The sequence below is a fragment of the Xanthomonas sp. NCPPB 1325 genome (assembly GCF_041477645.2).
In the GTDB taxonomy this organism is placed as follows: Bacteria; Pseudomonadota; Gammaproteobacteria; order Xanthomonadales; family Xanthomonadaceae; genus Xanthomonas; species Xanthomonas cannabis.
This window is the reverse complement of sequence record NZ_CM192985.1, coordinates 1806540-1818621: the sequence shown is the minus strand read 5'-3', so window position 1 is coordinate 1818621 and position 12082 is coordinate 1806540. Positions and strand designations below refer to the sequence as shown.

Genomic DNA, 12082 nt, shown 5'->3' with positions numbered 1-12082 from the left:
CAGCGCCCTGCCCGCCCCCACCTGCTCCGCAGTTGGCTGCAGCAGAATCGGCCACCCGCACGCAGCGTGCGCCGCTCATGCCGCCACCGCCGCAGGGGTCGGCATCGGCACGAATCCAGGCAGCGCCTGCACGCGTTGCAGCCAAGCATCGATCGCCGGCCAACGCTCCAGATCGAAGCCGCCATCTGCCGCACAATGGGTGTAGGCAAACAAGGCGATGTCGGCAATGCCGTAGTCGGCGCCGGTGAACCAGGCGTGCTGCTGCAGGTGCTGTTCCATCACCGCCAGGGCCTGTTCGCCGCGCGCGCGCAGCTGCGGCAGTTCCGCGCGGCGCGACGCATCGCGCGGGGTCCACAGGCTGATGAAACGCGCCACCGCCACATACGGCTCATGGCTGTACTGTTCGAAGAACATCCAGCTCAGGGCCTGCGCGCGCTGCCAGGCATCGGTGGGCAGGTACGGCGTGCCTTCGGCCAGCCAGAACAGGATCGCGTTGGATTCGGTGAGCACACGGCCGTCGTCGCGCTCCACCATCGGCACCTTGCCGTTGGGGTTCTTGGCCAGGTACTCGGGCGTGCGGCTCTGCCCGGCCACGCTATCCACTTCGACCCAGTGATACCGGCTGCCCAGCTGCTCCAGCAGCAGACGCACCTTGTAGCAATTACCGGAGCTGGACATGCCATGCACGGTCAACGGGGGACGCACGGTCGACATCACACTGGCTCCGCGGCAACAACGAGGGGGCTGGCAGTGTCACAGCCCTTTGCGGCTTTGCAAAGCCCTGCGCAGGGTGCTGGCCGGCCATCGCCGGCAGAGTGCGCGCTGCCAGCGCAGGAGCCTGCAGCCGAGGTGGGCCGCATCCCGCCTCAGCCCATCGCCACGATGGCAACCGGCACCCCCAGCACCGTCAGCAGCACGCCCAGCAGCGACAGCGTCAACGCCCAGGCACCGAACGCGCGGCTGCGCGCACAGCCGGTCGTGCCGGCCACCGACTGGATTGCGCTGATCGACCACCACACCGCCCCGAGCATCAGCAGCAACACGCACACCGACAGCTGCGCCATGCCGGCCGGGTCGCTGGCCCCGGTGCGCAGCAGCCCCACCCTGCCCTTGAGCGCCACCAGCGCGGCGAGCACGCACACCAACCATGGCAGCACACTGCCGGCCATCGCCGGCAGCAGGCGATCGAAACGCGCAGCGCTGCCCATCCAGCGCAACAGCAACGTGAGCAGCACGCAGCCCAGCGGCAGCAGCGCACCGACGGCGACGACGCCCGCCAGCTGCATCCACCACGGCAGCGCGTGCAGCCACATCCATGTCGCCACCAGCGTGGTCACGACAAACACGGCCCACGCGCTCATGCGCAACCGGACTTGTTGCGGCATGCGTTGCGCCGTGCCATGCGGGTTGAACAGCATCCCGCCCAATCCGCCAGCACGCCACCACGGCAGGCACGCCAGTACCAGCACGATCAGCGCCAGCAAACCGGCCAACGGTTCGCCCAGCGCACGCCAGTCCGGTGGCTGCGAGCGCCGCCGCGGCTTGAGATCGTGATGAAGTACAGCAGGTCGCGCGCACGCTCCATGTCGGCCGATGCACGTGCCACCTCCCCGGCGGGAATGCGATCGGTAAAACGCTGCCATTCGCCCACGATGACCAGGCGGTCATCGCGCACTGCGATCGTGCGCGAGAAGCGGAACCAGGGGTTGGCCACGATCTGCGTATCGCTTTCAACGGTCACCGCCGGGTCGGCCTGCACGCGCACGGTCTGCCGTGCCAGCTGCGGTCCACCCAGCGCCAACGGGCTCTTGCGCGCCTGCGCGGGCAAGGCCTGCATCCACTCGCCGAGCTGGAACAACGGGAAGCCGAGCTCGTCGCCTTCCCTGGCCGGCCATTCCAGCCGATAGGTTTCGTGGGTGCGCACGTTCAGCGCGTCGGCAGCGTCGATGGTCGGCTCGCTCACCTGGGTCAGCGCGGTGTAGTAGTGCTGCATGAACTCCAGATAGTGCTCGCCCACAGCGGGCGCACCATTGGTTTCGAAACCCGACGCCACCTGCTCCCCGCGCCCCTGCCGGTAGATGGTGTCCACCGCAAAGCGCGCCACGCGCTGCGGCTTGCGCAGCGACACGACCACGTCCTCGACCACCTCGACCTGCGGCAACGTCGGCATCGGCGCCGGCACCGCCACCAGGGCGTCCTGCCCGGCCAGCACCGGCAATCCGCGCACGAACGGCAGTGGCTGGCGCTGCGCAAGCGCACCGTCCTCGCGGTCGCGCGTGGCATCCACCCAGATCTCGCCCTGGGGCAGATGCGCACGCACCACCACATGGTTGAACGCGTACGGACTGGGCAGGCGCTGATCCAGCGTGCCGCCCTTGTTGCTGCTGACCAGCACCGGCTCGGCGCGGATGCCGGCCAGCTGCAGCAGCGCAATCAACAAGGTCGCCTTGTCCTTGCAATCGCCATAGCGGTTGCGCAAGGTCACTTCCGGCGCATGCGGGGCGTGCGAGTTCTCGCCCATGTCCAGCCCGACGTAACGGATCTCGCCCTGCACGAATGCCACCGCGCGCAGCAACGCGCCCTGTGGATCGTCGCTGCGCAGCCGCAGGCTCTGCGCCATGCCGGCGGCCACCTGCGCGTCCTTGAATGCATCCGGATACAGCTGCGCCGCCCACGCCGCGACCGCCGCCCAGTTGCCGGCGGTGGAGATCTCGATCAACCCGTATGGGTCGACATCGTCGGGAGCGTCCTTTTCCGGCTGCACGGCGGCGATCGTGCGTGCGCCGATGTTCAACAGCGTGACCCCGTCCGCGGTGCTGACGTTTCGGCTGAAGCCTGGCGCGCTGATGCGCCACTGCAACGCCATCGCGGCGGGGTAACGCACGCGGACCCGACGTTCGCCCAGCGGCACCCCATAGCGTGCATCGAACACGTCGTGATAGCCCTTGCCGAAGACCGGATTGCTGCCAGTGACGGTCACGCCATAATCGACCCGGTCCCCCACGCGCAGATCCGGCAGGGTGATCGACAGGGTCAACGCGCCATCGATCAAGCCATCCTCCAGCCCGCTTTCGCGGCGCAGGCGCGCGTAGTGGGCCCGGCCGCGCATGTCGATGCGCTTGCCGTCGCGCCACACGTCCAGGCTGTTGAGCTCCAGCGTCTGGTACTGCGGCTGATAGTCGACGGAAATCTGGCCGGCCTCGTCCAGGCTCTTGGCACGTTGCACCGTGTAGCTCAATCGCCGGTAGGCGCGCGGCGCGCGTCCGGTGAGATCGACCTGGTCGGACACCAGCTCATAGCGCAGCCCGCTCGCGCCCGGCACATGCTCGGGCACCGCATCGGCCACCACCCATGCCGGCACCGGCGCCATCGTGGGCGCCTCGCTGGCCTGCGCCGGTACGGCCGCCCCGGCGGTGATCGCACACCACACCCACACCATCCACATCACGCCACGCAGGCGTCCCATCCCATCCTTGCCGATCAACACCCGCTCCTCGTCAAAACGCATTGAACCCCGTCAACGCACGTCCCACCACCAGCTGATGCACGGTTTCGGTGCCCTCGTAGGTGATCACCGATTCCAGGTTCAGCGCATGCCGGATCGCCGCATGCTCGGTGGTGATGCCGGCCGCGCCCAGCAGCTCGCGGCATTCGCGCGCCACGTCCAGCGCCATGCGGCAATTATTCCACTTTGCCAGCGAGATCTGCTCCGGTCGCACGGTGCCGGCGTCCTTCAGCCGCCCCAACTGCAACGCCAGCAACTGGGCGGTGGCAATGCGCCGCGCCATGTCGGCCAGCTTGATCTGCGCGCTCTGGGTGGCCGCCAGGGGCCGGCCGAACAGGATGCGCTCGCCGCTATAGGCCAGCGCCTCGCGCAGGCAGGCCACCGCCGCGCCGATTGCGCCCCAGGCGATGCCGTAGCGAGCCTGGTTGAGGCAGCCCAGCGGCGCCTTGAGGCCGGCCGCGTTCGGTAGCCGCATGGGTTCTGGCACGAACACGTTGTCCAGAAACAACGCCGACGTGACCGACGCACGCAGGCTCATCTTGTGCGAGATGTCCTGCGCGCCGAAACCGGGGCTGTCGGTCTCCACCAGAAACCCGCACACACCATCATCGGTCTGCGCCCAGATGACGGCCAGGCCGGCAATGCTGCCGTTCGTGATCCACAGCTTGGCACCGTTCAAGCGCCAGCCGTCGCCCTCGCGCACCGCACGCGTGGTCATGGCGGCCGGGTCCGAACCCCCTTGCGCCTCGCTCAGCCCGAAGCAGCCGATCACCCGGCCGGCGGCCATCTCCGGCAGCCAGCGCCGGCGTTGCGCCTCGCTGTCATAGGCATGGATCGGATACATGCACAGCGAGGATTGCACGCTGACAAAACTGCGCACCCCGCTGTCGCCACGCTCCAGTTCCTGGCAGATCAGCCCATACGCCACCGCGCCCAGGCCCGCACCGCCATCTTCCACCGGCAGGCTGGCGCCCAGCACGCCCAGGCCCGCCAATTCCGGCACCCACTCGCGTGGAAACCGCGCGGCGTCGAAGGCATCGCCGATGGCAGGCAGCACGCGGTTGTCGGTGAAGCGCGCCACCGCATCCTGCACCGCCCGCTCGTCGTCGGTGAGCAGCCCACGCACATCGAACAGATCATCGGCACGCACCGGCATCGCCGCTTCCAAGCAGGGAGTTGCGGCAAGTATCCGTCAGTTGCCGGGCGCACGCGGCCTCGTTGCGCAGGGGCGCGGGCAAAAAAAGAGCCGGCGATGCCGGCTCTCGTTGACGCAGGGAGGCTCAGCCCATCACTGGCGGCTGCTCATGCCGTCCTGACGGATGCCCGCATCTCCCGCGGTCGAGGCGGTCTGGGTCACCAACTGACCATCGACGACCGCAAGGCGATCGCTCGTCGGCTTGTCGTTCATGCGCACGGTCTTTTCGAACCCGTCGTAGCGATACGTCACGTCGTAGGCCACCACATTGTCGGCATCGCCCAGCGAAATGCGCTCACCCGGCTTGTTGTCCATCCGCATGGTGCCGGTGGTGCCATCGGCATTGCGGTAGGTCACGTCATAGCCCACCACGCGCGACGACGAGGAGTTGGCATTTTCGGTGTGGCACTGGCGCTCGGTGCGATCCACCACGCGGCCGCCGACATGGTTGCGGTCCACGCGGTTGCCGATGAACCCGCCGCCCACCGCACCTGCGGCCGTGGCCAGCTTGCGGCCGTTGCCGCCACCGACCTGGTTACCGATCAGGCCACCGATGACCGCGCCGGCCACGGTGCCGCCGACATTGCCATCGCGCTCGGGCAGACGCTCCTGCACCACGACGTCGCGGCACACTTCGCGCGGCGAAGAGCTGGTGGTGGTTTCGCGGATGGCGTTGCTGTTGATGACCTGGGCGTACTGGGGCTCGCGCTGGGTGATCGGGGCGACCCGAACCACGTCGGCGTATTCCAGACCGCGCGGCGCCGGCTGGCCATTCGCCACGAAGTCGCCCGACGACGGACGATTATTCATGAAGGCGGCCGTAGCCACGCCTCCAACCAGCAAGGCACCAGCAGCGACCAGTATAGTTGTCGTATTGCTCTTCATAACCAGCTCCCTGCGGACGCACCGCGTTGTTGACGGCGTGATTCCAGCATGTGAACCCTGAACGAAAACGCCCTCGCTCATGAACGGCTCGGTTAAGTTCAGCTAGCGGTTACTTCATGCACTTCTAACAGGCGGAGCTCTCGCATGCGAAATCCTCTCACCGCACGCACCCTGGAATGGGCGGCCAAGCTGCGCTATCCCACGTTGTTCAAGCTGGCAGCCACGCTGTTCGTGGTGGATGTGCTGGTGCCGGATGTCGTGCCATTTGTGGACGAACTGCTGTTCGGGCTGACCACGCTGCTGCTGGCGAACTGGAAAACCCGGAAGGCGCGGCTGCCGGCATCGGTGCGCCGCGACTGATGCAGTTGATCGATAGCCACTGCCATCTGGACGCGAGCGAATTCGATCACGACCGCGCCGAGGTGATTGCGCGCGCACGCGCGGCCGGCATCCTGCAGCAGGTGGTGCCGGCGATCACTGCCGCCAGCTGGCCGGGCCTGCGAGAGGTCTGTTCCCAGGCGCCGGGACTGCATCCGGCCTATGGCCTGCACCCGATCTTTCTCGACCAGCACCAGCCCGGCCATCTGGAGCTGCTGGCCGAGTGGATCACGCGCGAGCGCCCCTGCGCCATCGGCGAGTGCGGTCTGGATTTCTATCTGGACGGCCTGGACGCGGGCGCGCAGCGCGACTATTTCGATGGGCAATTGCGCCTGGCCAAGCGCTTCGACCTGCCGGTGATCGTGCATGCACGCCGCGCCACCGAAGAAGTCATCGCCCGCATCAAGGCAGTCGGTGGCCTACGTGGCGTGGTGCATAGCTTTGCCGGCAGCCCCGAGCAGGCGCAGCAGTTATGGAAGCTGGATTTCCTGATCGGCCTGGGCGGCCCGGTCACCTACCCGCGCGCCAATCGCCTGCGCGGCCTTGCCGCACGCATGCCGCTGCAACAGCTGCTGCTGGAAACCGACGCACCGGATCAGCCCGACGCCAGCATCCGCGGCCAGCGCAACGAGCCGGCATTGCTGCGCACGGTGCTGGACTGCATCGCGCAGCTGCGGGGCGAAGATGCCGCCGTCATTGCCGAGCAGACCACGGCCAACGCGTGCCGCCTGTTCGGTTTGCCGGCCTGGCCTGGTCCGCGCAGCGCACTGCCGCAGCGCGGGTGATGCTCACGGCGCCGCCGCAGCCTAGGCCACCGGCGTGGACGCGGTGGTCCTGGGCTTGAGCAACATCTCCAACGCCTTGCCCACCGCCACGAATGCGAAGGTGCCGGTGATGTGGGTAGCCGCCCCCAGCCCGGCGCCGCAGTCCAGCTTGAGGGTGGCGTCGGCATCGAGCTGGGGGCGAATCCCGCACACGCTGCCGTCGGCTTGCGGGTACTTGACGTTTTCCAGCGAGTACACCGCCGGCACGCCGAAGTAGCGCTGCGCATTCTTGGGGAAATTGAACTCGCTGCGCAGCTTCTTGCGGATCAGCGCCAGCATCGCATCGTGCTCGGTCCGCGAGACATCGCGCACGCGCACCAGGGTGGGATCGGTACGCCCGCCGGCGGCGCCGACGGTCAGCAACGGCAGCTTGCGTCGGCGGCACCAGGCGATGGTTTCCACCTTGACCCGGAAACTGTCGCAGGCATCGATCACCAGATCGAACCCATCGCCCAGCAGCGTTTCGATATTGCCGGCAGTGAGAAACGCCTCCACCGCATCGGCCTCGATCTCCGGGTTGATCGCCATGCAACGCTCGGCCATCGCGCGCGCCTTGTTGCGCCCGTACTGCCCGGCCAGCGCCGGCAATTGCCGGTTGGTATTGGACACGCACAGGTCGTCGGCATCGATCAGGCGGATGTGGCCGACGCCTGTACGCGCCAGCGCTTCCACCACCCACGAGCCCACCCCGCCCATGCCGACCACCGCCACGCGACAGGCGGCCAGGCGCTCTACCGTGCCGACCCCGTATAGCCGGTCGATACCGGCAAAGCGTTCACGCCATTGTGCTTTCATCGCCTTATTTTACGCGCGCCATCCACCGCGCGTCCGCCCAACGCCAGACCTCGCTGCCGGAGCACGCGTCATGACCGACTCCCCTCCTAATCAATCGCGCACGGCGCGTTACGGCTTCATGCTGGTCCTGGGGGGATTGATCGGACTGGTGGCCACGGTGATGGTGGCGCGTGTGCTGCAGGCCAGACGCGACCCGGTCCCGGACAGCCTGATGCAGGTCATGGCCTACCAACTGCGCGCCCTGCAAGCGCCGCCCACTGCAACCTGCACCCTGGCGCAGCAACGCGCGCGGTTGCGCTCGCTACGCCTGCTCGCTGACGAACTGGAGCCCGCATTCGCGAACCTCGGCGAGGACCGCCGCTTCGTCGAACATGCCGACGCGCTGCGCGCGACGCTGGACCGCGCGCAACCCGCGCCGGCCACCGACTGCGCGGCAGTTGCCGAATCGGGACCGCACATCGCCGACGCCTGCGAGGCCTGTCACCGTGACTTCCGATGAAGAGGGCGCTCGGGTTTCGTTAAGCCTGGAGTGATCCAGTTGGCAGACTGTTCACCTGGACCATCCCAGGATGACATCGCCGCGGCCCCGACCGCCTTCAGAACCATCCGGAGACACCTCATGAAGACCCGACTGCTCGTTATCGGCCTGGCTGCAACCGCAACCCTGGTCGGTTGCGCCACCTCCCAGCCCCAGTACGGCAGCTATCGCGGCGACCGCGGTTACGATCAGGGCTATTCGCAGCCGGCACCGCGCTGCGTTGATTGCGGCATCGTCACCCGCATCGACGCGGTGGGCCCGACCCGCACCGCGCCGACCGGCACCGGTGCGGTGCTTGGCGGCATCGTCGGTGCCGTCGCCGGCCGCCAGATTTCCAAGGAAACCGGCGGCAGCAAGGGCAACAAGAACGTGTCGGCCGTGGCCGGTGCCGCCGCCGGCGCGCTTGCCGGCAACGCCATCCAGAACAACGTCACCAGCGACAGCTTCGACGTGCAGGTGCGCATGGACGATGGCCGGGTGATCGTGGTGAACCAGCGCGATCTGGCGGGTGTCCGCGAAAACGCCTACGTGCGCGTGGTCAACGGCCGCGTGGTGCTGCGCTGACCGGCGCAGGTCTCCAGGCCGCAGACAGCAGAAAGGCCCGGTGACGGGCCTTTCTGCTGTCCGTGCAACGTGCTGGCACGCTGCGGCGCTTAGACCACCTGCACCGCATCGGCCTGCAGACCTTTCTGGCCCTGCACGACGGTGAAGCTGACCTTCTGCCCCTCCTTGAGACTCTTGAAGCCCTGGATCTGGATCGCGCGGAAATGGACGAACACGTCCTCGCCATTTTCGCGGCTGATGAATCCAAAGCCCTTGGCATCGTTGAACCACTTCACGACACCATTCTCGCGTTCGATGTTGGACATCTCGACTGACTCCCTACGACACTGTGATGGACTGGCGGTGGTGGCTGTGATTGCAAGGAGGAAGCGAGGTACATCGATGTAGCGGATCGAACGATCTACCGCATCAGGCCACGATTCACGGTGACCTTTGCAAACAGCAGCGGCTGCAACTTAACCCGCGCAAAACGAATTTTCAAGCACCCCTTGCGCATTTTTGTCAAGCCTGAAATAGGACATTTCTAAACCATCATGGACACCACCGCCGTCTATTACGTGTTGGCCGGAGCGCTCGTGCTGACCGGCCTGGCCGGGGTGATCCTGCCCGCCCTGCCCGGCCTGCCGCTGGTATTTGCCGGGCTGCTGGTCGCCGCCTGGGCCGATGGCTTCACCCATGTGGGGTGGATTGCGCTGGTGATCCTGGGCTCGATCACGGCCGGCTCCTTCCTGATCGATTTCCTGGCGACCGCCTACGGTGCCCAGCGCGTGGGCGCCAGCAAGACGGCGCTGTGGGGCTCGGTGATCGGCGCCATCGCCGGCATCTTCTTCATGCCGATCGGGTTGTTCGTCGGGCCGTTTGCCGGGGCCTGGCTTGGCGAGTACTACCAGACCCGCAAGAGCGGCCAGGCCACCAAGGTCGGCATCGGGACCTGGCTGGGCATCATGCTCGGCACGGCGACCAAGCTGGCACTGGGGCTGTGCATGCTCGGCGTGTTTGCGATCGCCTGGTTCTTCTAGCGCCTGGCGATTGCTGCAGTGGTTCGGCAAACGCGCACTTGCCACGCCTGACCGGCTGCGGCGATGACATGCCTGGCAAGCGCCGTGCTGGCAGCCGCGCTGCCCACTGCCGGCGTCCATCCGACCGTGGCGGCGTGCCCAGGCATCGTGGCAAGACGCAACACCGCGTGCGTTGCCCACATCGCACCGACGAATGTTATTGCTGTGTACACATCGCGTATGCAGACGCGACCATTAAGCTACATATCTCTGCGCCTGCCCGGCGCAACACCTCGGCCCGACTGACCATGTCCAAGCACCGCACCCGCCCCTTGATGCTGATTGCTCTGGCCGCTGCGCCGCTGGCGCAGGCGCAGGAAATCGCCCCGCAACCGGCTTCGCCGCAGGCCTGCACCTCGGTGACCTCGGACGCGGCGCGCCTGGCCTGCTACGACCAGGCCCTGGGCCATACCCCGCAGGCCGTGCAGGAGGCAGATGCCGCAGCGCAACTGGCCAAGCAGGCCGACAAGCCGGATGACGCCCGCAAGCTCAGCCGGGTGGGCGATTTCTTCCGTGCCGATGGCCAGGACCCGTCGAAGGAAGAAGCCGTTGCCAATGCCGGGCGTGGCTCGCTGCTGGACCGCCGCTGGGAGCTGGCCAAGGATTCCAAGCTGGGCACGTTTCAGTTGCGCGGCTACAAGCCGGTCTATCTGCTGCCGGCGTTCTGGACCAGCGACAGCAACCGCACCCCGCAGTCGCCCAACCCGGCCAACTCGGTCAATACCCCGCAACAGCTGGACAGCGCCGAGCTGAAGTTCCAGCTCAGCTTCAAGACCAAGGTGGCCGAAGACCTGTTTGGCGACAATGGGGATATCTGGATGGGGTACACCCAGAGCTCGCGCTGGCAAGCCTACAACTCCGATGCCTCGCGCCCGTTCCGCGAAACCAATTACGAACCCGAAGCGATGCTGGTGTTTCGCAACAACTACAGCATCTTCGGCTGGAAAGGCCGCATGAGCGGCATCAGCCTCAATCACATGTCCAACGGGCGCGCCGATCCGCTGTCGCGCTCCTGGAACCGGGTGATCCTCAATTTCGGGCTGGATCGCGAGAACTGGGCACTCAGCCTGCGCCCGTGGTTCCGCATCAAGGAAGACCGCGCCGACGACAATAATCCCGACATCGAGGATTACATGGGCCGTGGCGATGCCACCCTGGTCTACAACAAGGACGGCCACGAGTTCGCCTTGATCGCACGCCATTCGCTGCGCGGCGGCGATCGTTCGCACGGTTCGGTGCAGCTGGATTACGGCTTTCCGATCACCAACCTGCTGCGTGGCCATGTGCAGGTTTTCGACGGCTACGGCGAAAGCCTGATCGACTACAACCACAAGGCCACCTACATCGGCCTGGGCGTGTCGTTGCTGGAGTGGTTCTGAGGCCTTGCGGTGCGCCCGGCCGGCGCACCGCACGCGATTGGAATGCAGGGCCGCGCGGCTGCAGCCTGTCGCAGGCGCAAAGCGCAACGCAAAAAGCCGGCATTGCTGCCGGCTTTTTTGCGTCTGCATGGCGCAGTCATGCATTGCCAATGACAGCGGCTTACACGATGCAGGCGGCACAGCCGTGCAGCCTGCATCGCGTGCTGCCGGCTGCAGGCCGGCGGCTCAGACGTCGAAGAAATCCACCTTGCCGTCTTTCAGCGTGTAATAGGCACCCACGACCTTGCAGGCACCGGCGCGCAGGGGTTCGAGCAAGGCAGGTTCGGAGGCAGCGCGCAGACGATCGACGGTGCGCTTGACGTTGGCCTTCACCGACGCGCCCAGCAGATCATCGCCACCCTTGCTCTTGGCGGTCAGCACCGCCGGGACGATGGGCTCGATCATGGCGCCAATGGCACCCGGGAAGAATGCGTTCTGCTCCACTACCGATACCGCTGCTGCCACGGCGCCGCAGCTCTCGTGCCCCATCACCACCACCAGCGGTACGCCCAGCTGGCTCACTGCGTATTCGATCGAGCCCAGCGCGGTGGTGTCCACGGTGTTACCGGCGTTGCGGACGATGAACATTTCACCGAGTCCACGGCCAAACAGCAGCTCCGGCGGAACCCGCGAGTCCGAGCACGACACCAGGATCACGAACGGGGTCTGGCCCAAGGCCAGCTCCAGCCGGCGCTTGCTGTCGGAGATCACCTTCTTGGGGCGGTTCTCGACGAAGGCGGCATTGCCGTCGCGCAGGACCTGCAGTGCCTGCTCGGCGGTCAGGTCGGTCTTTTTCGAGGGCGCCGCGCGCACCGCGAACGGGAGCGAGCCGGCAGCGGCGGCGATCGGTGCGCAACAGGCGCCCTGCAGCAATTTTCGACGGGATGCGGAATGCGACATGGACGAGCCCCTGCTCTCTGGT

At 66.8% G+C, this 12082-nt stretch carries 12 protein-coding genes and 1 pseudogene; 6 read left to right on the top strand and 7 right to left on the bottom strand.

Annotated elements, in window-relative coordinates; translation table 11 throughout:
* Positions 1 to 75: 75 nt before the first annotated feature.
* The 4 genes and pseudogenes from ACCQ10_RS07615 to ACCQ10_RS07600 all read right to left on the bottom strand — a co-directional run bounded on the left by ACCQ10_RS07615 (position 76) and on the right by ACCQ10_RS07600 (position 5585).
* On the bottom strand, positions 76 to 714 hold the full coding sequence (locus tag ACCQ10_RS07615; protein WP_039403353.1) for a glutathione S-transferase family protein: 639 nt from the start codon (positions 712 to 714) through the stop codon (positions 76 to 78).
* Positions 715 to 866: 152 nt separating this feature from the next.
* Positions 867 to 3466: pseudogene (locus ACCQ10_RS07610) on the bottom strand (DUF3857 domain-containing transglutaminase family protein).
* 31 nt (positions 3467 to 3497) lie between these two features.
* Positions 3498 to 4673, bottom strand: coding sequence for an acyl-CoA dehydrogenase family protein (locus ACCQ10_RS07605; RefSeq protein WP_372362677.1), 1176 nt, complete (start codon positions 4671 to 4673; stop codon positions 3498 to 3500).
* 120 nt (positions 4674 to 4793) lie between these two features.
* Positions 4794 to 5585 (bottom strand): glycine zipper 2TM domain-containing protein, encoded by a 792-nt coding sequence (locus ACCQ10_RS07600; protein WP_372362676.1) that lies wholly within the window; start codon positions 5583 to 5585, stop codon positions 4794 to 4796.
* Positions 5586 to 5729: 144 nt separating this feature from the next.
* Here ACCQ10_RS07600 and ACCQ10_RS07595 point away from each other — a divergent pair, with 144 nt between their 5' ends.
* Together ACCQ10_RS07595 and ACCQ10_RS07590 are read left to right on the top strand one after the other, a co-directional pair.
* Positions 5730 to 5945 carry a DUF6116 family protein gene (locus ACCQ10_RS07595; RefSeq protein WP_372362675.1) on the top strand — a complete coding sequence of 72 codons (216 nt, stop codon included), beginning with the start codon at positions 5730 to 5732 and terminating at the stop codon, positions 5943 to 5945.
* Entirely contained in the window at positions 5945 to 6748 is an 804-nt protein-coding gene (locus tag ACCQ10_RS07590; protein WP_372362674.1) for a TatD family hydrolase, read from the top strand. The genes ACCQ10_RS07595 and ACCQ10_RS07590 overlap by 1 nt, the downstream gene beginning before the upstream one ends.
* 21 nt (positions 6749 to 6769) lie before the next feature.
* Here the strand turns inward: ACCQ10_RS07590 and ACCQ10_RS07585 are convergent, their stop codons facing one another.
* On the bottom strand, positions 6770 to 7582 hold the full coding sequence (locus ACCQ10_RS07585; protein ID WP_372362673.1) for a tRNA threonylcarbamoyladenosine dehydratase: 813 nt from the start codon (positions 7580 to 7582) through the stop codon (positions 6770 to 6772).
* 70 nt (positions 7583 to 7652) lie between these two features.
* Here ACCQ10_RS07585 and ACCQ10_RS07580 point away from each other — a divergent pair, with 70 nt between their 5' ends.
* The gene (locus ACCQ10_RS07580) at positions 7653 to 8081 is read left to right on the top strand and encodes a hypothetical protein (RefSeq protein WP_372362672.1); all 429 of its coding nucleotides are present in this window, start codon (positions 7653 to 7655) and stop codon (positions 8079 to 8081) included.
* Positions 8082 to 8201: 120 nt separating this feature from the next.
* The gene (locus tag ACCQ10_RS07575) at positions 8202 to 8684 is read left to right on the top strand and encodes a glycine zipper 2TM domain-containing protein (RefSeq protein ID WP_039403373.1); all 483 of its coding nucleotides are present in this window, start codon (positions 8202 to 8204) and stop codon (positions 8682 to 8684) included.
* An 89-nt stretch (positions 8685 to 8773) separates the two neighbouring features.
* Here the strand turns inward: ACCQ10_RS07575 and ACCQ10_RS07570 are convergent, their stop codons facing one another.
* Positions 8774 to 8989: a cold-shock protein gene (locus ACCQ10_RS07570; RefSeq protein ID WP_003483561.1), complete on the bottom strand. Its 216-nt coding sequence runs from the start codon at positions 8987 to 8989 to the stop codon at positions 8774 to 8776.
* Between the two features lie 228 nt (positions 8990 to 9217).
* Between ACCQ10_RS07570 and ACCQ10_RS07565 the strand changes: the two genes are divergently transcribed.
* Positions 9218 to 9703: a DUF456 domain-containing protein gene (locus tag ACCQ10_RS07565; RefSeq protein WP_372362671.1), complete on the top strand. Its 486-nt coding sequence runs from the start codon at positions 9218 to 9220 to the stop codon at positions 9701 to 9703.
* 287 nt (positions 9704 to 9990) lie between these two features.
* Positions 9991 to 11121: a phospholipase A gene (locus ACCQ10_RS07560; protein ID WP_047693564.1), complete on the top strand. Its 1131-nt coding sequence runs from the start codon at positions 9991 to 9993 to the stop codon at positions 11119 to 11121.
* A 225-nt stretch (positions 11122 to 11346) separates the two neighbouring features.
* Here the strand turns inward: ACCQ10_RS07560 and ACCQ10_RS07555 are convergent, their stop codons facing one another.
* Positions 11347 to 12060, bottom strand: a complete 714-nt coding sequence (locus ACCQ10_RS07555) for a carbonic anhydrase (protein ID WP_039403438.1) — start codon at positions 12058 to 12060, stop codon at positions 11347 to 11349.
* Positions 12061 to 12082: the final 22 nt, after the last annotated feature.